Below are 22,086 nucleotides of genomic sequence, written 5' to 3'. Positions count from 1 at the left end.
ATGATGCAGTTCTCTAAAATGCATGGCCTTGGCAACGATTTTATGGTCGTCGACGCGGTAACGCAGAATGTGTTTTTCTCCCCGGAACTGATCCGTCGCCTGGCGGATCGGCATCTGGGCGTGGGGTTCGATCAGCTGCTGGTGGTCGAGCCACCGTACGATCCCGACCTCGATTTCCACTACCGTATTTTTAACGCGGACGGCAGCGAAGTTAATCAGTGCGGCAACGGCGCGCGCTGTTTTGCCCGCTTTGTCCGCCTGAAAGGGCTGACCAACAAGCGTGATATTCGCGTCAGCACGGCCAATGGCCGCATGGTGCTCAGCGTCACCGATGATGAGCTGGTGCGCGTGAATATGGGCGAGCCTAACTTCGAGCCCTCCGTCGTGCCGTTTCGCGCAAACAAAGCGGAAAAGACCTATATTATGCGTGCGGCCGAGCAGACAGTATTGTGCGGCGTCGTCTCAATGGGTAACCCACACTGCGTGATTCAGGTTGATGATGTGGAAACCGCCGCGGTCGAAACGCTCGGCCCGGTACTGGAAAGCCACGAACGTTTCCCGGAGCGCGCGAACATCGGCTTTATGCAGGTGGTGAAGCGCGAGCACATTCGCCTGCGGGTTTACGAGCGCGGCGCGGGCGAGACGCAGGCCTGCGGAAGCGGCGCCTGTGCTGCGGTGGCCGTGGGCATCTCTCAGGGGTTACTGGCAGAAGAGGTTCGCGTGGAATTACCGGGCGGTAGGCTTGATATCGCCTGGAAAGGACCGGGTCATCCACTGTATATGACTGGCCCGGCGGCACATGTCTATGACGGGTTTATCCATCTATGAAACAACCAGGGGAAGAACTGCAGGAAACAGTGACGGAACTGGACGACAGAGCTGTTGTTGATTATCTGCTGCGCAATCCTGAGTTTTTTATTCGCAATGCACGCGTCGTCGAAGAGATGCGCGTGCCGCATCCGGTTCGCGGGACCGTGTCGCTGGTCGAATGGCACATGGCGCGCTCGCGCAACCACATCAATCAGCTAGAAGAGAACATGACGCTGCTGATGGAGCAGGCCAGCACCAACGAAAGCCTGTTCTATCGTCTGCTACACCTGCAGGCGCGTCTGGCGTCCGCGCACAGTCTTGACGAGTTCCTCAGCCGCTTCCACCGCTGGGCTCGCGAGCTGGGGCTGGCGGGCGCAACGATTCGGCTTTTCCCTGACCGCTGGCGCATTGGCGCACCGTCGGGGTTCACCCATCTGGCGCTCAGCCGTCAGGCGTTTGAACCGCTGCGCATTCAGCGTCTGGGCCATGAGCACCACTATCTGGGGCCGCTGAACGGGCCTGAGCTGCTGGTGGTGTTACCGGAAGCCAAAGCGATTGGCTCGGTGGCGATGTCGCTGATGGGGCGCGATGGCGATCTGGGTGTCATGTTATTTACCAGCCGCGATGCGCATCACTATGAGCAGGGGCAAGCCACGCACCTGCTGCAGGAGATCGCCCTGATGCTGCCCGAGCTGCTGGAGCGCTGGATTGAGCGCGTATGATGGACGGACTGCTCGCCACTGACGTCTCGCGCTTTCTGCGCTATTTGGGCGTGGAGCGTCAGCTTAGCCCCATTACCCTGCTCAACTACCAGCGTCAGCTTGATGCCATCATGCAGATCGCCGACGAAATCGGCCTGAAAAGCTGGCAACAATGTGACGCTGCGACGGTACGCGGGTTCGTCGTGCGTAGCCGTAAAAAAAATCTCAGCCCGGCGAGCCTGGCGCTCAGGCTCTCAGCGCTTCGCAGTTTCTTCGACTGGCTGGTCAGCCAGGGGGGCTTAAAAGCCAACCCGGCAAAGGGGATCGCCACGCCGAAAGCGCCGCGCCATCTGCCTAAAAATATCGACGTCGACGACGTAAACCGCCTGCTGGATATCGACCTTAACGATCCGCTCGCCGTGCGCGACCGCGCGATGCTGGAGGTGATGTACGGTGCCGGGCTGCGTCTGTCCGAGCTGGTTAATCTTGATATCAAACACCTCGATCTGGAGTCCGGTGAAGTGTGGGTAATGGGTAAGGGCAGCAAAGAGCGCCGCCTGCCGATTGGCCGCAATGCGGTTTCCTGGATTGAGCACTGGCTTGACCTGCGCGGGCTGTTTGGCAGCGAAGAGGATGCGCTGTTCCTGTCGAAGCTCGGCAAACGGATCTCGGCGCGTAACGTCCAGAAGCGCTTTGCGGAGTGGGGCATTAAGCAGGGGCTGAACAGCCACGTTCACCCGCACAAGCTGCGCCACTCCTTTGCGACACACATGCTTGAGTCGAGCGGCGATCTGCGCGGCGTGCAGGAACTGCTTGGCCACGCGAATCTGTCGACCACACAAATTTATACCCACTTAGACTTCCAACACCTTGCCTCGGTGTATGACGCGGCGCATCCACGCGCCAAACGGGGGAAATAATGCGTTTTTACCGCCCACTTGGTCAGATCTCAGCCCTGACGTTTGACCTTGATGACACCCTTTACGACAACCGCGAGGTGATCCTGCGTACCGAGCAGGAGTCGCTGGCGTTTGTGCAGAACTACCATCCCGCGCTGAAAGCGATACAGAACAAGGACTTTCAGAAGCTTCGTCAGTCCCTGCGGGAAACCGAGCCGGACATTTACCACGACGTGACCGAATGGCGTCGTCGTGCGGTCGAGCAGGCGATGCTCAATGCTGGCCTGAGCGCGCAGGACGCGGCCATCGGTGCCGAAGCGGCCATGGAAAACTTTGCCAAATGGCGCAGCCGTATCGACGTGCCGCAGGAGACTCACGACACGCTGGCGAAGCTTGCCGAAAAGTGGCCGCTGGTGGCCATCACCAACGGCAATGCCCAGCCCGAGCTGTTTGGCCTCAGCGATTACTTTGAATTTGTGCTGCGCGCGGGCCCGCACGGGCGAGCGAAGCCGTTTAATGATATGTACCATCTGGCGGCGGATAAGCTTAACCTGCCGCTGGGTAACATTCTGCACGTGGGGGATGACCTGACCACGGACGTGGCCGGTGCTATTCGCTGCGGGATGCAGGCCTGCTGGATCAAGCCGGAAAATGCGGAGCTGATGACCGCAACCGACAGCCGTCTTCTGCCGCACGTGGAAATTTCACGGTTGGCATCCCTCACGACGCTGATATAATCACCAGTAATATTGTATAAATTACCAGGGGTTTGCAGTTGTAGGCCCGGTAAGCGAAGCGCCACCGGGCGCTTCGCTGTGTTCCTGAATACTATGTGACGGTGCCAATGGACGTTTCTTACCTGCTCGACAGCCTTAATGACAAACAGCGTGACGCGGTTGCCGCCTCGCGCACCAACATGCTGGTGCTGGCTGGGGCGGGCAGTGGTAAGACGCGCGTGCTGGTTCACCGTATCGCCTGGCTGCAGAGCGTGGAGAACTGCTCCCCGTACTCCATCATGGCGGTGACGTTTACCAACAAGGCGGCAGCAGAGATGCGCCACCGTATCGCCCAACTGATGGGCACCAGCCAGGGCGGCATGTGGGTTGGCACCTTCCACGGCCTGGCGCACCGCCTGCTGCGCGCGCACCATATGGACGCCAACCTGCCGCAGGATTTCCAGATCCTCGACAGCGAAGACCAGCTCCGCTTGCTGAAGCGCCTGATCAAGGCGATGAACCTCGACGAGAAGCAGTGGCCGCCGCGTCAGGCGATGTGGTACATCAACGGCCAGAAGGACGAGGGGCTGCGCCCGCACCACATTCAGAGCTTCGGCAACCCGGTCGAGCAGACCTGGCAGAACGTCTACAAGGCCTATCAGGAAGCGTGCGATCGCGCCGGTCTGGTGGATTTCGCCGAGCTGCTGCTGCGCGCCCACGAGCTGTGGCTCAACAAGCCGCACATCCTGCAGCACTACCGCGAACGCTTCACCAATATCCTGGTGGACGAATTCCAGGATACCAACAACATCCAGTACGCGTGGATCCGCCTGCTGGCCGGTGATACCGGCAAGGTGATGATCGTGGGCGATGATGACCAGTCGATCTACGGCTGGCGCGGGGCGCAGGTGGAAAACATTCAGCGCTTCCTCAACGATTTCCCCGGCGCGGAAACTATCCGTCTGGAGCAGAACTACCGTTCAACCAGCAACATCCTGAGCGCGGCCAACGCCCTGATTGAAAACAACAACGGGCGTCTGGGTAAAAAGCTGTGGACCGACGGCGTCGACGGCGAACCGATTTCGATTTACTGCGCCTTCAACGAGCTCGACGAAGCCCGCTTCGTGGTGAACCGCATCAAAACCTGGCAGGACAACGGCGGCGCGCTGGAGCAGTGCGCCATTCTCTACCGCAGCAACGCCCAGTCGCGCGTGCTGGAAGAGGCGCTGCTGCAGGTGAGCATGCCGTACCGCATTTATGGCGGTATGCGCTTCTTCGAACGTCAGGAAATCAAAGATGCGCTGTCGTATCTGCGCCTCATTGCGAACCGTAACGACGACGCGGCGTTTGAACGCGTGGTCAATACGCCGACCCGCGGGATTGGCGACCGCACGCTGGACGTGGTGCGTCAGGCCTCGCGCGATCGCCAGCTGACGCTGTGGCAGGCGTGCCGCGAGCTGCTGCAGGAAAAAGCGCTCGCCGGACGTGCCGCCAGCGCATTACAGCGCTTCCTTGAGCTGATTGACGCTCTGGCGCAGGAAACCGCCGACATGCCGCTGCACGTGCAGACCGACCGGGTGATTAAAGACTCCGGCCTGAGAACCATGTACGAGCAGGAGAAAGGCGAGAAGGGCCAGACCCGTATTGAGAACTTAGAGGAACTGGTCACGGCAACGCGCCAGTTCAGCTACAACGAAGAAGACGAAGATCTGATGCCGCTGCAGGCGTTTCTGTCCCACGCTGCGCTGGAAGCGGGAGAAGGGCAGGCGGACACCTGGCAGGATGCGGTTCAGCTGATGACCCTGCACTCCGCCAAAGGTCTGGAGTTCCCGCAGGTGTTTATCGTCGGGATGGAAGAGGGGATGTTCCCGAGCCAGATGTCGCTGGATGAAGGCGGCCGTCTGGAAGAGGAACGTCGTCTGGCCTACGTGGGCGTGACGCGCGCGATGCAAAAGCTGACGCTAACCTACGCCGAAACCCGCCGTCTGTACGGTAAAGAGGTTTATCACCGTCCGTCGCGCTTTATCGGCGAACTGCCGGAGGAGTGCGTGGAAGAGGTGCGTCTGCGGGCGAGCATCAGCCGTCCGGTCAGCCATCAGCGCATGGGCTCGCCGATTGCGGAAACCGATACCGGCTACAAGCTGGGCCAGCGCGTGCGCCATTCGAAGTTTGGCGAAGGCACCATTGTGAATCTGGAAGGCAGCGGCGAGCACAGCCGCCTGCAGGTGGCGTTCCAGGGGCAGGGGATCAAATGGCTGGTGGCGGCCTATGCGAAGCTGGAAACAGTCTAACATTCAGAAAAATATCATTATTTTGTAATAATCTGCTAGCCTTATACAGCGAAGGTCAATTAATGCCCTTCAGCGTTCCGTTGCGTGTTGACGCCATAGTTATAGCTGGCGTAACATGCGCGCACGATTACGCTAAGAGGACATTCGCCTTGGACACACCCAGTAGATACTGGCTCAATTCCCTGTCATCCAGGAACAACTCCTAAGGCTATCTCCTCTTGCTGATGGCCTTAGTGGTTGTCAGCGACCTGCATTATTCCCGTCGCGCTGAGTCAGGCTGTTTAATGGTCTGAAACCCAATTTGTTTCTGTGTGCCCACCGAACTGTCCGATATTTTTTGCATTGGGAGTCCCGGTCATGTTGAGCGCATTTCAACTCGAAAATAACCGACTGACTCGGCTTGAAGCCGAAGAGTCACAGCCCCTCATTGATGCCGTATGGGTGGATCTGGTCGAGCCGGACGACGATGAACGCCTTCGCGTACAATCTGAACTGGGGCAAAGCCTGGCAACCCGCCCGGAACTGGAAGACATCGAAGCATCCGCGCGTTTTTTTGAAGACGAAGACGGTCTGCATATTCACTCCTTCTTCTTCTTTGAAGATGCGGAAGACCACGCGGGTAACTCCACCGTGGCGTTTACCATTCGCGACGGCCGTCTGTTTACTCTGCGCGAGCGCGAGCTGCCGGCATTCCGTCTCTACCGCATGCGCGCCCGCAGCCAGGCAATGGTGGACGGTAACGCTTACGAGCTGCTGCTCGATCTGTTCGAGACCAAAATTGAACAGCTGGCGGACGAAATTGAAAACATCTACAGCGATCTGGAAAAGCTGAGCCGCGTGATCATGGAAGGCCATCAGGGCGATGAGTACGACGAAGCGCTCTCCACGCTGGCGGAACTGGAAGATATCGGCTGGAAGGTGCGTTTGTGTCTGATGGATACCCAGCGCGCGCTGAACTTCCTGGTGCGCAAGGCGCGTCTGCCGGGCGGTCAGCTGGAGCAGGCGCGGGAGATCTTACGAGATATCGAATCCCTGCTGCCGCACAACGAATCTCTGTTCCAGAAGGTGAACTTCCTGATGCAGGCGGCGATGGGCTTTATCAACATCGAGCAGAACCGCATCATCAAGATCTTCTCGGTGGTGTCCGTGGTGTTCCTGCCGCCGACGCTGGTGGCGTCCAGCTACGGGATGAACTTTGAGTTTATGCCGGAGCTGAAGTGGAGCTTTGGTTACCCGGGGGCGATAATCTTTATGATCCTCGCGGGGCTGGCGCCGTATCTGTACTTTAAGCGTCGTAACTGGCTGTAAAAATCTGGCGGGTGGCGCTGCGCTTACCCGCCCTACGATCGAATTCCCTCTCCCTGTGGGAGAGGGGTAGGGCAACATCACAGCCCTTTGCGCACCCTGCGCTGGGTATAAATCGCATCGGCGACGAAAATCGCCAGCGCCACCCAGATAAAGGCGAACGTCACCATCTTATCCGCCCCCGGCACTTCGCCGTAGAACACCACTGCCAGCAGGAACATCAGCGTCGGGCCAATGTACTGGAAGAAGCCCAGCGTGGAGAGACGCAGACGCGTCGCGGCACCGGTGAAGCACAGCAGTGGAATGGTGGTCACCACGCCCGCCGCCATCAGCATCAGGTTCAGCGACCACGGGTTGCTGCCCATATGACTGGTGGCGCTGTCGGCGATGCCGAAGAGATAAATCGCCGCCACGGGCAGCAGCCACAGGGTTTCAAACAGCATCCCCGTCTGCGCTTCCACCGCAATCTTCTTACGCACCAGGCCGTAGAACGCAAAGCTGAACGCCAGGCCGAGGGCAATAATCGGCAGCGAGCCGAAGGTCCAGAGCTGCACCAGTACGCCGCAGAAGGCCAGAATCACCGCCACCCACTGCATCCGGCGGAAGCGCTCACCGAGGAAAATCATCCCCAGCACGATATTCACCAGCGGGTTAATGAAGTACCCCAGGCTCGCTTCGAGCATGTGATGATTATTCACCGCCCAGATAAACAGCAGCCAGTTGCCGCCAATCAGCACCGCGGAGAGCGCCAGCAGGAAAATCTTTTTCGGGGTTTGCAGCAGCGTTTTGACGCCCGACCACTGACGGCTGAGGCTCATCAGCGCAATCATAAAGAAGAATGACCAGATAACGCGGTGAGTCAGGATCTCATCGGCCGGAACGTAGGCGATAAGCTTGAAATACGCCGGGGCGATACCCCAAATAAAATAAGCGGCAAGGGCGAGTAAAACGCCCTGCCGCGTCTGTTTAGCATCCATCGGGAAAATCCGTTACAAAAAAGTGAATTAATTTTACCCGATTTTGCCGCCTCAACCCACCATATAAGTGGCGGTTGCGCTGGCGATATATACCTGCTCTTCGTTGTGTAATTCAACGCGCGCCACGGCAACTTTATTTCCCGCGCGCAGCAGGCTGCTGGTACAGGTAAAGCGATTTCCGCGCCCCGGGCGAAGATAGTCGACGCGCAAATCAATGGTGCCCATGCGCGCCAGACGCTGGCGGAGTTCGTCTTCGTTGATGGTGTCATGGCGGGTCAGCGTGCTGCCCACGCAGACCAGACCTGCCGCCACGTCCAGCGCGGCGGCAATCACGCCGCCGTGCAAAATACTTTGCGCCCAGTTACCCACCATCATCGGCTGGTTGTTGAAGCTCAGCTGGGCAAAATCTTTCTCGTAACGCTCCAGCTCCAGTCCCAGCGCGCGGTTAAACGGCATATGGTAAACAAAAATCTCGCCCACGAGTTTTAACACTTCTTCGGCGGTAAGCATGGCTGACATGAGGCATCACATCCTTATTGTTAACGAAATGTTGATTTTATGCCTCGGCAACAAGGAATTCCACTTTCAGAAACGAGGATGCAGCAGTTGTCGCAGAAGTCTGTAGAATGTTCGCCACATAACTATTCAGCTAATTTTACTCTTTTGCAGGAGAACACCACCGATGCGGACGTATCTGGCCTGGTTACTGGCGGCGGTTGCGCTGCCCCTCACAGCATATGCGCAGGAAGCGACGATCAAAGAGGTGCATGATAAACCTGCCGTTCACGGTAGTATTATCGCGAACCTTCTTCAGGAGCATGACAATCCGTTCACGCTCTATCCGTATGACACCAACTATGTGATTTATACCCAGACCAGCGATCTCAACAAAGAGGCGATAAGCTCCTATAACTGGTCTGATAATGCGCGTAAAGATGAGGTGAAGTTCCAGCTCAGCCTCGCGTTCCCGTTCTGGCGCGGTATTCTGGGGCCGAACTCGGTGCTCGGGGCGTCTTACACGCAGAAATCCTGGTGGCAGCTGTCTAACAGCGGAGAGTCCTCGCCGTTCCGTGAAACCAACTATGAGCCGCAGCTGTTCCTCGGTTTTGCAACGGATTATGAGTTTGCGGGCTGGACGCTGCGTGACGTCGAAGTGGGCTTTAACCACGATTCCAACGGTCGCTCTGACCCTACCTCGCGCAGCTGGAACCGTGCCTATACGCGTCTGATGGCGCAGAACGGTAACTGGATGGTGGAAGTGAAGCCGTGGTATGTGGTGGGCGAAACCGATGACAACCCGGATATCACCAAATATATGGGCTACTACCAGCTCAAAGTCGGCTATCAGTTGGGTGATGCCGTGCTCAGCGCCAAAGGCCAGTACAACTGGAACACCGGCTACGGCGGTGCGGAAGTGGGCTTAAGCTATCCAATGACGAAGCATGTCCGTATCTATACGCAGGTGTACAGCGGTTACGGCGAGTCGCTTATCGATTACAACTTCAACCAGACCCGCGTCGGCGTGGGCGTGATGCTGAACGATATTCTCTAGGCTGTTCGAATGTTTTTGCGTTAAACGTTGAAGTTTCTCTCTCAGGCGCTGAAAATAGCGCCTGTTTCATTTCTGGCATATGGGGTTAACGTGGCGCAGGCGGAAGTATTGAATCAGGAGTCGCTGGCTAAACAGGTTTTGCATGAAACCTTTGGCTACCAGCAGTTCCGCCCCGGCCAGGAAACCATCATTGAAACGGTGCTGGAAGGTCGTGATTGCCTGGTGGTGATGCCGACCGGTGGCGGCAAGTCCCTTTGTTATCAGGTGCCCGCGCTGGTGCTTAACGGCCTGACGGTCGTGGTATCCCCCCTTATTTCTCTGATGAAAGACCAGGTTGACCAGCTGCTCGCCAACGGCGTGGCGGCGGCCTGTCTCAACTCGACCCAAACCCGGGAGCAGCAGCAAGAGGTGATGGCCGGTTGTCGTACCGGGCAGATCCGCCTGCTGTATATCGCGCCGGAACGCCTGATGCTGGATAACTTCCTCGACCACCTGGCGCACTGGAATCCGGTCCTGCTGGCGGTGGATGAAGCGCACTGTATTTCCCAGTGGGGACACGATTTCCGCCCGGAATACGCGGCCCTCGGCCAGCTGCGTCAGCGCTTCTCCGAGCTGCCGTTTATGGCGCTTACCGCCACGGCGGATGACACCACCCGTCTGGACATCGTTCGTCTGCTCGGGCTGAACGACCCCTATATTCAGGTCAGCAGCTTCGACCGCCCTAACATCCGCTATATGCTGATGGAAAAATTCAAGCCGCTGGATCAGCTCCTGCGCTACGTCCAGGAGCAGCGCGGCAAGTCCGGCATCATCTACTGTAACAGCCGTGCGAAGGTGGAAGACACCGCCGCGCGCCTGCAAAACCGCGGCTTTAGCGCCGCCGCCTATCACGCCGGATTAGAGAACCACATCCGCGCCGACGTGCAGGAGAAATTCCAGCGCGATGACCTGCAGATCGTGGTCGCAACGGTGGCGTTTGGGATGGGGATCAACAAGCCCAACGTGCGCTTTGTGGTGCACTTCGACATCCCGCGCAATATCGAATCCTACTATCAGGAAACCGGCCGCGCCGGGCGTGACGGTCTGCCTGCGGAAGCGATGCTGTTTTACGATCCGGCCGATATGGCGTGGCTGCGCCGCTGTCTGGAAGAGAAGCCGCAGGGACAGCTGCAGGATATCGAGCGCCACAAGCTCAACGCGATGGGCGCGTTTGCCGAAGCGCAAACCTGCCGTCGTCTGGTTCTGCTCAACTACTTTGGTGAAGGGCGCCAGGAGCCGTGCGGCAACTGCGATATCTGTCTCGATCCGCCGAAGCAGTACGATGGTCTGATGGACGCGCGTAAAGCGCTCTCGACCATTTACCGTGTGAATCAACGCTTCGGGATGGGCTACGTGGTGGAGGTGCTGCGCGGGGCCAATAACCAGCGTATCCGCGATATGGGCCACGACAAGCTGCCCGTCTACGGTATTGGCAAGGAGCAGAGCCACGAACACTGGGTGAGTATCATTCGCCAGCTGATCCACCTCGGCTTCGCCACGCAGAACATTGCCCAGCACTCCGCCCTGCAGCTGACTGAGGCGGCGCGTCCGGTCCTGCGCGGTGACGTTGAACTCAAGCTCGCCGTGCCGCGCGTCATCGCCCTGAAGCCACGCGTGATGCAGAAATCCTACGGCGGCAACTACGACCGCAAGCTGTTTGCCAAACTGCGCAAGCTGCGTAAGGCCATCGCCGACGAAGAAAACATCCCGCCTTACGTGGTGTTCAACGACGCGACGCTGATCGAGATGGCCGAGCAGATGCCGCTCAGCGCCAGCGAGATGCTCAGCGTCAACGGCGTGGGAACGCGCAAGCTGGAGCGCTTCGGTAAAGAGTTTATGGCGCTCATCCGCTCTCACGCCGACGGTGATGATGAGGAGTAGTCAGCCGGGCGAAAAAGTGCCAGGATGATGACTCACTAAATTATTTCCCCGCGAGCTAATTATGTTAATGCTATTTCTCACCGTGGCGTTAGTGCACATCGTTGCGCTGATGAGCCCCGGTCCGGACTTTTTCTTCGTATCACAAACGGCCGTCAGCCGCTCCCGCAAAGAGGCGATGATGGGCGTGCTCGGTATCACCATGGGCGTTATGGTCTGGGCGGCCGTTGCGCTGCTCGGTCTGAACCTTATCCTGGCGAAGATGGCCTGGCTGCATAACATCATTATGGTCGGCGGCGGGCTGTACCTGTGCTGGATGGGCTACCAGATGCTGCGCGGGGCGCTGAAGAACGAAGAGAAAAAACCGCAAGAGCCGAAGGTCGAGCTGGCTACGGGCGGTCGCAGCTTTGTAAAAGGGCTGCTGACCAATCTGGCGAACCCAAAAGCGATTATCTATTTCGGCTCGGTGTTCTCGCTGTTTGTCGGCGATAGCGTCGGCGCGGGCGCACGCTGGGGCATCTTCCTGCTGATCGTCGTTGAAACCTTTGCCTGGTTTACCATCGTAGCCAGCCTGTTCGCCTTACCGGCAATGCGCCGCGGCTACCAGCGTATCGCGAAGTGGATTGACGGCTTCGCCGGCGCGCTGTTCGCCGGCTTCGGCATTCATCTCATCATTTCTCGCTAAGCATGACGCGCTGACGCAAGCAGCGCGCCAACCAGCATAAACAGCGAACCAAAGACTTTATTCAGGGCCTTCATCTGCTTAGGCCCTTTAATCCATGCCGCAATTCGCTGCGCCAGCGTCGCGTAACCAATCATCACGATGATGTCGACGATAATGGTGGTCGCGCCCAGCACCACGTACTGCATCACCTGCGGCTGATGCGGAACGATAAACTGCGGGAACAGCGCGGCGAGGAAAACGATGCTCTTCGGGTTGGTCAGGTTGACGAACACCGCACGCTTAAACAGATGGCCGCGGTTTTGCGTCTGAGCCAGCGTATTCAGGTTGATGGAGCCTGCCGCGCGCCACTGCTGGATGCCGAGCCAAATCAGATACGCTGCCCCGGCCCATTTCAGCACCTCAAAGGCCAGCACGGAGCGGGAGAACAGGGTCCCCAGACCGATCCCGACCAGCACAATATGAATGCCCAGCCCGGTCTGCAAACCGGCAATCGACGCTGCCGCACCGCGGTAGCCGTGGTTGATGGAGGTGGTCATGGTGTTAATAGCACCCGAACCCGGAGAAAGGCTGAGGATAATGGATGTCAGCAGGTAGGCGAACCACCATTCGAAGGTCATTTGAAACTCCCGAACCGTCTATTTTTATGCCACAATACGCTATTATTGAGTCATTTTGTGACCGGTGACGAAAAAAACGATATTCCCTGGATTACGTGAGTGGAAACCCAATGTTTCAGCAGAAAAAGGACTGGGAAACACGAGAAAACGCTTTTGCTGCTTTCTCTATGGGGCCGCTGACCGATTTCTGGCGGCAGCGTGAGGAAGATGAGTTTACGGGCATCGGGGGCGTCCCGGTGCGTTTCGTTCGTTTCCGAAATGAAAAAAATGACCGGGTGATAGTGGTCTGCCCTGGGCGTATTGAAAGCTACGTTAAATATGCCGAGCTGGCCTATGACCTGGTCCATATGGGGTTCGATGTCCTGATCATCGACCATCGTGGACAGGGGCTGTCCGGACGTATGCTGCCGGACACGCACCGTGGGCACGTCGATCGCTTCAGCGATTACGTCGACGATTTTGCCGCGTTCTGGCAGCAGGACGTTCAGCCCGGCCCCTGGCGCAAGCGGTATATTCTTGCGCACTCCATGGGCGGCGCCATTTCGACGCTGTTTTTGCAGCGTTACGCGCACCAGTGCGACGCCATTGCGCTCACCGCGCCGATGTACGGTATCGTGATCCGTTTTCCTGACTGGATGGTGCGCCATCTTCTTGACTGGGCTGAGGGCCATCAGCGCATTCGTGAAGGTTATGCCATTGGCACAGGACGCTGGCGCGCGCTGCCGTTCGCCATCAACGTCTTAACCCACAGCCGGCAGCGTTATCGCCGCAACCTGCGCTTTTATGCCGATGAACCGCGCTTGCGCGTCGGCGGCCCGACCTGGCACTGGGTGCGGGAGGGGATTCTGGCCGGTGAGCAGGTGCTGGCGGGCGTAGGCGATGATGACACGCCGACGCTTCTGATCCAGGCGGAAGAAGAGCGTGTGGTGGATAACCGCATGCATGACCGCTATTGTGAACTGCGCGCTGCAGCCGGTCACCCTTGTGAAGGGGGTAAACCGCTGGTCATTAACGGCGCGTTCCATGAGATCCTTTTTGAAAAGGACGCTATGCGCTCAGTCGCGCTTAACGCCATTGTTGAATTTTTCAACAGGCATAATTGATTCTTGTTTTCCACCAGAGGTTGAAATCCCTATGTACCAGGTTGTTGCATCTGATTTAGATGGCACGCTGCTTTCCCCCGACCACACCCTGTCGCCTTACGCGAAAGAGACCTTAAAACTCCTGACTGCACGTGGCGTGAACTTTGTGTTCGCCACCGGCCGCCACCACGTGGACGTGGGGCAGATCCGCGATAATCTTGAGATCAAATCGTACATGATCACCTCCAACGGTGCGCGCGTGCATGATACCGACGGCAACCTGATCTTTACCCACAACCTGGATCGCGATATCGCCGCCGATCTGTTCGGCGTGGTGCATAACAACCCGGCTATCGTCACTAACGTTTACCGCGACGACGACTGGTTCATGAACCGCCACCGCCCGGATGAAATGCGTTTCTTCAAGGAAGCGGTATTCAACTACTCCCTCTACGAACCGGGCCTGCTGGAGCCGGAAGGGATCAGCAAGGTGTTCTTCACCTGTGACAGCCACGAAGAGCTGCTCCCGCTGGAACAGGCGATCAACGCCCGCTGGGGCGATCGCGTCAACGTAAGCTTCTCAACCCTGACCTGTCTGGAAGTGATGGCGGGCGGCGTCTCTAAAGGTCACGCGCTGGAAGCGGTTGCGAAACGTCTGGGCTTCGGGCTGAAAGACTGTATCGCCTTCGGTGACGGCATGAATGACGCCGAGATGCTTTCGATGGCGGGCAAGGGCTGCATCATGCAGAACGCGCACCAGCGTCTGAAGGATCTGCATCCTGAGCTGGAAGTTATTGGTTCTAACGCTGACAACGCGGTACCGAAGTATCTGCGCAAACTGTTCCTTGAATAATCTTCATTCGGTTGTTTATTGCTCAGTTGTCAACTAAAGAGTTCGCTACAATGCCTCTCCTTCTTTCTGAGAGACAAGCATTGTGGCGCTACTCATTATCACCACCATTCTGTGGGCCTTCTCCTTTAGCCTGATTGGCGAATATCTTGCCGGTTCGGTCGACAGCTACTTCTCGGTGCTGATGCGCGTGGGGCTGGCGGCGCTGGTGTTCCTGCCGTTTCTGCGCGCGCGCGGGCAATCGCTGAAAACGATTGTGCTGTATATGCTGGTGGGAGCGATGCAGCTCGGCATCATGTATCTTTTCAGCTTCCGGGCCTACATCTACCTGTCCGTCTCCGAATTCCTGCTCTTTACCGTGCTGACGCCGCTCTATATCACGCTGATTTACGACCTGCTCAGCAGACGCCGTCTGCGCTGGGGATACCTGCTGAGCGCGGCGCTGGCGGTGATCGGCGCGGCGATTATTCGCTATGACAAAGTCAGCGATCACTTCTGGACCGGGCTGATGTTCGTCCAGCTCGCCAACATCAGCTTCGCCATCGGCATGGTGGGCTACAAACGTCTGATGGAAACCCGACCGATGCCGCAGCACAACGCGTTTGCCTGGTTCTATATGGGCGCCGCGATTGTCGCGGTAGCGGCGTGGTTTATGCTCGGTAATCCGCAAAAGCTGCCGACCACCGCCGTGCAGTGGGGCGTTCTGGTCTGGCTGGGCGTAGTGGCGTCAGGGCTGGGGTACTTCATGTGGAACTACGGCGCTACGCAGGTAGACGCCGGTACGCTGGGGATCATGAACAACGTGCATGTTCCGGCAGGGCTGCTGGTCAACCTCGCCATCTGGCAGCAACAGCCGCACTGGCCGAGCTTTATTATTGGGGGAGCGGTGATCCTGGCTTCGCTGTGGGTCCATCGCCGATGGGTCGCTCCGCGCTCCGCACAAACGGAAGATGGTCGCACGCGTGGTTCCGCGCTGAGCGAATAAACGCCTCCGTAATCGGCTGACGCTGCTCGCCATCGCGCACGGCGGCGTACAGTCGGCTCCACAATCCTTCACCCAAGGTTTTGGTCTGCACCAGACCCTGGCGTTCAAAACTCTCCACCACCCAGTGCGGCAGCGCCGCGATACCCATTCTGGCCGCCACCATCTGAATCAGCAGCAGGGTGTTATCCACGCTTTTCAGCTGCGGGCTAATGCCTGCCGGCTGCAGGAAGTGGCGCCAGATATCCAGGCGGCTGCGCTGCACCGGATAAATCAGCAGCGTCTCTGTCGCCAGGTCTTCCGGCGTGATGCGCGTTTTGGCGGCCAGCGGGTGGTCCGGCGCCAGCACCAGGCGCACTTCATAATCAAACATCGGCGAATAGTGCAGGCCGCTGCGCGGCAGGATGTCAGAGGTCATGACCAGATCCAGCTCGCCCTGCTGCAGCGACGGCTGCGGGTCAAAGGTCACGCCGGATTTGAAGTCCATCTCCACCTGCGGCCACTTCTGACGGAAGTTCTCAAGCGCGGGGGTCAGCCACTGAATACAGCTGTGGCACTCAATGGCGATACGCAGCTTGGTCTGCTGCGGTTCGTTACACGCCTGCAGCGCGCTGGCGATTTGCGGCAGTACCTGATTCGCCAGCTGAAGAAGAATTTCACCCTGCGGCGTAAAACGCAGGGGCTGGCTCTTACGCACAAAAAGACGGAAGCCGAGGCGTTGTTCCAGATCGCTGAACTGGTGAGAAAGGGCGGACTGGGTCTGGTGCAGCGTGGCCGCAGCCGCCGCGAGCGAACCGCAGTTCCGCAACGCTTGTAGCGTTTTCAGGTGTTTAATCTCGATCATGAAAGTCCTTCACTTCGCCATGAACATATTGCGCTTGAGGAATATACAGTACCTGCCAATTATAGAAGTGTAAACATCTGGACGTCTAAATAACGAATTTCACAAGGGGCACACCATGACAATCCGTAATCACACTCTCGGTTTCCCTCGCGTCGGCCTGCGTCGCGAGCTGAAAAAAGCACAAGAAAGCTACTGGGCGGGTAATGCCACCCGCGAAGAACTGCTGGCGGTAGGACACGAGCTGCGCGCCCGCCACTGGGATCATCAAAAACAGGCGGGCATTGACCTGCTGCCGGTGGGCGATTTCGCCTGGTACGACCATGTTCTGACGACCAGCCTGCTGCTTGGCAACGTGCCGGCTCGTCATCAGAACAAAGATGGATCGGTAGATATCGATACCCTGTTCCGCATCGGACGTGGCCGCGCGCCGACGGGGGAGCCAGCGGCAGCGGCGGAAATGACCAAGTGGTTTAACACCAACTATCACTATATGGTGCCGGAATTCGTCAAAGGTCAGCAGTTCAGGCTGGCCTGGACGCAGCTTCTGGACGAAGTGGATGAAGCGCTGGCGCTGGGCCACCAGGTGAAGCCGGTGCTGCTCGGGCCGGTAACGTACCTGTGGCTGGGCAAAGTAAAGGGCGAGCCGTTTGACCGACTCAGCCTGCTGAAAGATATTCTGCCGGTCTACAAACAGGTATTGAGTGAGCTGGGCAAACGCGGCATTCAGTGGGTGCAAATCGACGAACCGGCGCTGGTGCTTGAGCTGCCGCAGGCATGGCTGGATGCCTTCAAACCGGCGTATGACGCGCTCACCGGTCAGGTAAAACTCCTGCTGACGACCTATTTTGAAGGCGTGACGCCGAACCTGAAGACCATTACCGCGCTGCCGGTCCAGGGCCTGCACGTTGACCTCGTACACGGTAAAGATGATGTGGCGGAGCTGCACAAGCGTTTGCCAGCGGACTGGCTGCTCTCTGCTGGTCTGATCAACGGACGTAACGTCTGGCGCGCCGATCTCACCGAGAAATACGCACAAATCAAAGACATCGTCGGCAAACGTGAGCTGTGGGTGGCCTCGTCCTGTTCGCTGCTGCACAGCCCGATCGATCTGAACGTAGAGACCCGTCTGGATGCCGAGGTGAAAAGCTGGTTTGCCTTCGCCCTGCAAAAATGTGAAGAGCTGACGCTGCTGCGCGACGCGCTGAACAGCGGCGAAACGGCGGCGATTACCGAATGGAGCGCCCCGATCCAGGCACGTCGTCACTCGGCGCGCGTGCATAACCCGGCGGTGGAAAAACGCCTGGCGGCCATCACCGCCCGGGACAGCCAGCGGCAGAGCCCTTACGAGGTGCGCGCCGAAGCGCAGCGCGCCCGCTTTAATCTGCCCGCGTGGCCGACCACCACAATTGGCTCTTTCCCGCAGACTACGGAGATCCGCGGCCTGCGTCTGGACTTTAAGAAGGGCAATCTGGATGCGAATCACTACCGCACCGGCATCGCCGAACACATCAAGCAGGCGATTATCGAGCAGGAACGCCTGGGGCTGGACGTGCTGGTGCACGGCGAGGCCGAGCGTAACGACATGGTGGAATATTTTGGGGAGCACCTGGACGGCTTCGTCTTTACCCAGAACGGCTGGGTGCAGAGCTACGGCTCCCGCTGCGTGAAGCCGCCGGTGGTTATCGGTGACGTCAGCCGCCCGGAAGCGATCACCGTGGAGTGGGCGAAGTATGCCCAGTCCCTGACCGACAAGCCGGTAAAAGGGATGCTCACCGGTCCGGTGACCATTCTCTGCTGGTCGTTCCCGCGTGAAGACGTGACTCGTGAAACCATCGCCAAACAGATCGCCCTGGCGCTGCGTGATGAGGTGGCGGATCTGGAAGCGGCAGGCATTGGCATTATTCAGATTGACGAACCGGCCCTGCGCGAAGGCTTGCCGCTGCGCCGCAGCGACTGGGATGCCTACCTGCAGTGGGGCGTGGAGGCGTTCCGCATCAACGCCGCGGTGGCGAAGGACGACACCCAGATCCACACCCACATGTGTTACTGCGAATTCAACGACATCATGGATTCGATTGCCGCGCTGGATGCCGATGTGATCACCATCGAGACCTCGCGTTCAGACATGGAGCTGCTGGAGTCGTTTGAAGAGTTCGACTACCCGAATGAAATCGGGCCGGGCGTGTACGACATTCACTCCCCGAACGTGCCGAGCGTGGAGTGGATTGAAGCCCTGCTGAAAAAAGCGGCCCAGCGCATTCCGGCAGAGCGCCTGTGGGTGAACCCGGACTGCGGACTGAAAACCCGCGGCTGGCCGGAGACGCGCGCGGCGCTGGCGAACATGGTGAAGGCGGCGCAGAACCTGCGTCAGGCTTGATGATGCGTAGGCCCGGTAAGGCATAGCCGCCACCGGGCTTTTTTTATTACGCTTTCTTACCGCCGTACTGGCTAAACCACGCCAGCATTCTCTGCCAGCCATCTTTGGCTGATTCTGCGTGATAGCTCGGACGATAATCGGCGTTAAACGCGTGCCCGGCATCCGGATACACCACGATCTCCGCCTTCGCATTGGCCGCACGGAGCGCATGGCGCATGGTCTCTACCGAATCCAGCGAAATACCGGTGTCCTGACCGCCGTAAAGCCCTAACACGGGGGCGTTTAGCTCCGTGGCGATATCGACGGGATGTTTCGGTGAATTCAGCGTTTTCTCACCCACCAGTTTGCCGTACCAGGCGACAGCGGCTTTGAGCTGCGGGTTATGCGCGGCATACAGCCAGCTAATGCGTCCACCCCAGCAGAAACCGGTGACCAGAAGACGATGCGGATCGCCGCCGTTGCGCGCCGCCCAGCTGGCGACGTGGTCGAGATCGGCCAGCACCTGCGCGTCCGGGACTTTACTGACCAGGTTGCTGAGCAGTGTTGGAATATCGCTGTAGTCGTTCGGATCGCCCTGACGGAAGTAGAGCTCTGGCGCAACGGCCAGATACCCTTCCAGCGCCAGTCGGCGGCAGAGGTCGCGAATGTGTTCGTGAACACCAAATATCTCCTGAATCACAATCACGATGGGCAGCGGACCGTCTGCCGATTTTGGCCGTGCGTGATAAGCAGGCATATTCTCCCCCTGCGAGGGAATGGAGGTCTCGCCCGCGGTAATTGCCGCTTCTGGCGTCGACACGATGGTTGAAGCATGTGGGGCCGCAGCAGGTGCAAAACCGGTTTTTTCAGTCATGGCATTCTCCGTACCAATGAGTTAGCGCAAAGGTAAATATAGACACCAGGTTAACAACTCACAGTGCCTTAAACGGTCTATCTTTTGTGCAGCATCTGGCGTTATAACTTGTTAATGTGATGTAAATCACTTTTTTATGGAAATTCAATGTAATCATTTTCATTCATGGTGAGGTGTGTCACGAAAATATGCTTACTGCTTCTGTAAAGTACCGTTTTACTTCTTCTGACTAACCGACCCACAGAGGAGTCACCTATGTCTAAGTCTGATGTTTTTCATCTCGGCCTCACCAAAAACGATTTACAAGGGGCTACGCTCGCTATCGTCCCTGGCGATCCTGAGCGTGTGGAAAAGATCGCCGCGCTGATGGATAAGCCGGTCAAGCTGGCTGCCCATCGTGAGTTCACCACCTGGCGCGCAGAGCTGGATGGCAAAGCGGTGATCGTGTGCTCTACCGGTATCGGTGGTCCGTCTACCTCTATTGCTGTTGAAGAGCTGGCACAGCTGGGCATCCGTACTTTCCTGCGTATCGGCACCACCGGCGCTATCCAGCCGCACATCAACGTCGGCGACGTGCTGGTCACGACCGCGTCCGTTCGTCTGGACGGCGCAAGCCTGCACTTTGCACCGATGGAATTCCCGGCAGTGGCTGATTTCGAATGCACCACCGCGCTGGTTGAAGCTGCGAAATCCGTGGGCGCAACCACCCACGTGGGCGTCACCGCCTCTTCCGACACCTTCTACCCGGGCCAGGAGCGTTACGACACCTTCTCAGGCCGCGTGGTAAGCCGTTTCAAAGGCTCAATGGAAGAGTGGCAGTCCATGGGCGTGATGAACTACGAAATGGAATCCGCAACGCTGCTGACCATGTGCGCAAGCCAGGGTCTGCGTGCCGGTATGGTGGCGGGCGTGATCGTCAACCGCACCCAGCAGGAGATCCCGAACGCCGAAACCATGAAGCAGACCGAAAGTCATGCAGTGAAAATCGTGGTGGAAGCAGCGCGTCGCCTGATCTAATCCTCTCTTCTGAAATCAAAGGCCGACGCGTTCGGCCTTTATTTTTTGCGTAGCGCCTCGCAGGAAAACCCTTTCAAACTGGACGTTTATACAGCACAATTCTATTTTGTGCGGGTAATACGTTGATGCAGGGGGCATTGTGGATATCTCGATCCTGATTTACGCGGTGATTGCGCTGGTGGGCTTAGGGATTGGCTGGCTGATTTCCAGCTACCAGCATGCGCAGCAGAAGGCCGACCAGTTGGCCGAGCGAGAAGAGATGGTCGCCGATTTAAGCGCGGCAAAACAGCAGCTTGCTTTGAGCGAACACTGGCGCGACGAGTGCGAACTGCTCAACAACGAGCTGCGTAACCTGCGAGACATTAACACCTCGCTGGAGGCCGATCTCCGCGAAGTCACTACCCGCCTTGAATCCACCCAGCTGCATGCGGAAGACAAAATCCGCCAGATGATCAACAGCGAGCAGCGCCTCAGCGAACAGTTTGAGAACCTCGCCAACCGAATTTTTGAGCACAGCAACCGCCGCGTTGACGAACAGAACCGCCAGAGCCTGAACAGCCTGCTGACGCCGCTGCGCGAACAGCTGGACGGTTTTCGCCGTCAGGTGCAGGACAGCTTTGGTCAGGAAGCCCGCGAGCGGCACACGCTGGCGCATGAGATTCGCAATCTTCAGCAGCTGAATGCGCAAATGGCGCAGGAAGCGGTCAACCTGACCCGCGCGCTGAAAGGGGATAACAAAACCCAGGGCAACTGGGGAGAAGTGGTGCTGACCCGCGTGCTTGAGGCCTCTGGTCTGCGCGAAGGATACGAATACGAAACGCAGGTGAGTATCGAAAACGATGCCCGCTCGCGTATGCAGCCGGATGTCATCGTGCGGCTGCCGCAGGGTAAAGATGTGGTGATTGACGCCAAAATGACGCTGGTGGCGTATGAACGCTACTTTAATGCGGACGATGACTACACCCGCGAGTCTGCGCTTCAGGAGCACATTGCCTCCGTGCGTAATCATATTCGCCTGCTTGGCAGAAAAGACTACCAGCAGCTGCCGGGTCTGCGCTCGCTGGACTATGTCCTGATGTTCATCCCGGTAGAACCCGCGTTCCTGCTGGCACTCGACAGACAGCCTGAACTTATCACCGAAGCGCTCAAAAATAACATTATGCTGGTCAGCCCCACCACGCTGCTGGTGGCGTTACGCACCATTGCGAACCTGTGGCGCTATGAGCACCAGAGCCGCAACGCGCAGCAGATTGCCGATCGCGCCAGCAAGCTGTACGACAAAATGCGCCTCTTCGTGGACGACATGTCTTCAGTCGGTCAGAGCCTGGATCGTGCGCAGGATAACTACCGCCAGGCGATGAAAAAACTCACCTCCGGACGCGGCAATCTGCTGGCACAGGCTGAATCATTCCGCAGCCTGGGGGTTGAGGTTAAACGCGAGATTAATCCGGAATTGGTCGAACAGGCCACCGCCCAGGACGATGAGTTTCGCCTGCGAGAAGGTTCGGACGAACAAAAGACAAACAGTGAAGACAACACGTTAGCAGCGGATTTATCACCAGACGAGACTCCAGCGCGTTTCTTTCGCGGTGGTTGAAACGTAGGGCAAAC

The 22,086-nt window shown here is 58.0% G+C and carries 21 protein-coding genes; 16 read left to right on the top strand and 5 right to left on the bottom strand.

All coding sequences use genetic code 11. From position 1 onward, the window contains the following. Positions 1-3 precede the first annotated feature (3 nt). From dapF to corA, 7 genes are all read left to right on the top strand, one after another. Positions 4-828, top strand: coding sequence for a diaminopimelate epimerase (dapF, locus tag NWV12_RS21130; protein ID WP_008501545.1), 825 nt, complete (start codon positions 4-6; stop codon positions 826-828). Continuing rightward, on the top strand, positions 825-1,532 hold the full coding sequence (locus NWV12_RS21125; protein ID WP_023309626.1) for a DUF484 domain-containing protein: 708 nt from the start codon (positions 825-827) through the stop codon (positions 1,530-1,532). Before dapF ends, NWV12_RS21125 begins: the two co-directional genes overlap by 4 nt. Continuing rightward, positions 1,529-2,431 (top strand): tyrosine recombinase XerC, encoded by a 903-nt coding sequence (gene xerC / locus NWV12_RS21120; protein WP_033146901.1) that lies wholly within the window; start codon positions 1,529-1,531, stop codon positions 2,429-2,431. Before NWV12_RS21125 ends, xerC begins: the two co-directional genes overlap by 4 nt. After that, complete coding sequence (yigB, locus tag NWV12_RS21115) at positions 2,431-3,147, top strand: 5-amino-6-(5-phospho-D-ribitylamino)uracil phosphatase YigB (RefSeq protein WP_033146900.1); 717 nt, start codon at positions 2,431-2,433, stop codon at positions 3,145-3,147. The genes xerC and yigB overlap by 1 nt, the downstream gene beginning before the upstream one ends. Before the next feature lie 107 nt (positions 3,148-3,254). Next, on the top strand, positions 3,255-5,417 hold the full coding sequence (uvrD, locus tag NWV12_RS21110) for a DNA helicase II (protein ID WP_033146899.1): 2,163 nt from the start codon (positions 3,255-3,257) through the stop codon (positions 5,415-5,417). Between the two features lie 149 nt (positions 5,418-5,566). Beyond that, positions 5,567-5,623 carry a YsgD/CorL family protein gene (gene ysgD / locus NWV12_RS21105; protein WP_212743980.1) on the top strand — a complete coding sequence of 19 codons (57 nt, stop codon included), beginning with the start codon at positions 5,567-5,569 and terminating at the stop codon, positions 5,621-5,623. A gap of 151 nt (positions 5,624-5,774) precedes the next feature. After that, positions 5,775-6,725, top strand: coding sequence for a magnesium/cobalt transporter CorA (corA, locus tag NWV12_RS21100; RefSeq protein WP_008501540.1), 951 nt, complete (start codon positions 5,775-5,777; stop codon positions 6,723-6,725). Positions 6,726-6,802: 77 nt separating this feature from the next. Here the strand turns inward: corA and rarD are convergent, their stop codons facing one another. Beyond that, the gene (rarD, locus tag NWV12_RS21095; RefSeq protein ID WP_023309622.1) at positions 6,803-7,699 is read right to left on the bottom strand and encodes an EamA family transporter RarD; all 897 of its coding nucleotides are present in this window, start codon (positions 7,697-7,699) and stop codon (positions 6,803-6,805) included. A 51-nt stretch (positions 7,700-7,750) separates the two neighbouring features. Next, positions 7,751-8,218, bottom strand: coding sequence for an acyl-CoA thioesterase YigI (gene yigI / locus NWV12_RS21090; RefSeq protein WP_048980561.1), 468 nt, complete (start codon positions 8,216-8,218; stop codon positions 7,751-7,753). Positions 8,219-8,381: 163 nt separating this feature from the next. Here yigI and pldA point away from each other — a divergent pair, with 163 nt between their 5' ends. The 3 genes from pldA (at position 8,382) to rhtC (ending at position 11,853) form a co-directional block, all read left to right on the top strand. Beyond that, positions 8,382-9,251: a phospholipase A gene (gene pldA, locus NWV12_RS21085; protein ID WP_023333803.1), complete on the top strand. Its 870-nt coding sequence runs from the start codon at positions 8,382-8,384 to the stop codon at positions 9,249-9,251. Between the two features lie 90 nt (positions 9,252-9,341). Beyond that, a complete protein-coding gene (gene recQ / locus NWV12_RS21080; RefSeq protein WP_048980564.1) occupies positions 9,342-11,171 on the top strand; it encodes an ATP-dependent DNA helicase RecQ in 1,830 nt (609 codons plus the stop codon). Positions 11,172-11,232: 61 nt separating this feature from the next. Continuing rightward, entirely contained in the window at positions 11,233-11,853 is a 621-nt protein-coding gene (rhtC, locus tag NWV12_RS21075) for a threonine export protein RhtC (protein WP_048980565.1), read from the top strand. Here the strand turns inward: rhtC and rhtB are convergent. Beyond that, positions 11,850-12,470 (bottom strand): homoserine/homoserine lactone efflux protein, encoded by a 621-nt coding sequence (gene rhtB / locus NWV12_RS21070; RefSeq protein WP_008501533.1) that lies wholly within the window; start codon positions 12,468-12,470, stop codon positions 11,850-11,852. The genes rhtC and rhtB overlap by 4 nt on opposite strands. 110 nt (positions 12,471-12,580) lie before the next feature. Here rhtB and pldB point away from each other — a divergent pair, with 110 nt between their 5' ends. From pldB to NWV12_RS21055, 3 genes are all read left to right on the top strand, one after another. After that, positions 12,581-13,573, top strand: a complete 993-nt coding sequence (gene pldB, locus NWV12_RS21065; protein ID WP_033146896.1) for a lysophospholipase L2 — start codon at positions 12,581-12,583, stop codon at positions 13,571-13,573. 31 nt (positions 13,574-13,604) lie between these two features. Then, positions 13,605-14,405, top strand: coding sequence for a sugar/pyridoxal phosphate phosphatase YigL (gene yigL, locus NWV12_RS21060; RefSeq protein ID WP_029741831.1), 801 nt, complete (start codon positions 13,605-13,607; stop codon positions 14,403-14,405). 82 nt (positions 14,406-14,487) lie between these two features. Next, positions 14,488-15,387, top strand: a complete 900-nt coding sequence (locus tag NWV12_RS21055; protein WP_048980567.1) for a carboxylate/amino acid/amine transporter — start codon at positions 14,488-14,490, stop codon at positions 15,385-15,387. On the opposite strand, the gene metR is transcribed toward NWV12_RS21055, so the two are convergent. After that, the gene (gene metR / locus NWV12_RS21050) at positions 15,275-16,228 is read right to left on the bottom strand and encodes an HTH-type transcriptional regulator MetR (protein WP_023309616.1); all 954 of its coding nucleotides are present in this window, start codon (positions 16,226-16,228) and stop codon (positions 15,275-15,277) included. The two genes, NWV12_RS21055 and metR, sit on opposite strands and share 113 nt — an antisense overlap. A gap of 115 nt (positions 16,229-16,343) precedes the next feature. Between metR and metE the strand changes: the two genes are divergently transcribed. Continuing rightward, the gene (gene metE, locus NWV12_RS21045) at positions 16,344-18,605 is read left to right on the top strand and encodes a 5-methyltetrahydropteroyltriglutamate--homocysteine S-methyltransferase (protein ID WP_048980569.1); all 2,262 of its coding nucleotides are present in this window, start codon (positions 16,344-16,346) and stop codon (positions 18,603-18,605) included. A gap of 46 nt (positions 18,606-18,651) precedes the next feature. Here the strand turns inward: metE and NWV12_RS21040 are convergent, their stop codons facing one another. Then, positions 18,652-19,458: a dienelactone hydrolase family protein gene (locus NWV12_RS21040; RefSeq protein WP_023333795.1), complete on the bottom strand. Its 807-nt coding sequence runs from the start codon at positions 19,456-19,458 to the stop codon at positions 18,652-18,654. A gap of 255 nt (positions 19,459-19,713) precedes the next feature. Between NWV12_RS21040 and udp the strand changes: the two genes are divergently transcribed. Together udp and rmuC are read left to right on the top strand one after the other, a co-directional pair. Beyond that, positions 19,714-20,475 carry a uridine phosphorylase gene (gene udp / locus NWV12_RS21035; RefSeq protein WP_003860792.1) on the top strand — a complete coding sequence of 254 codons (762 nt, stop codon included), beginning with the start codon at positions 19,714-19,716 and terminating at the stop codon, positions 20,473-20,475. Positions 20,476-20,614: 139 nt separating this feature from the next. After that, positions 20,615-22,072, top strand: coding sequence for a DNA recombination protein RmuC (gene rmuC / locus NWV12_RS21030; protein ID WP_048980571.1), 1,458 nt, complete (start codon positions 20,615-20,617; stop codon positions 22,070-22,072). Positions 22,073-22,086 lie beyond the last annotated feature (14 nt).

The sequence above is a fragment of the Enterobacter sp. Crenshaw genome (assembly GCF_024734705.1).
GTDB classification, from domain to species: Bacteria; Pseudomonadota; Gammaproteobacteria; order Enterobacterales; family Enterobacteriaceae; genus Enterobacter; species Enterobacter asburiae_B.
Note: the sequence above shows the minus strand (reverse complement) of the source record. Positions and strands in the feature narration are given on the sequence as shown.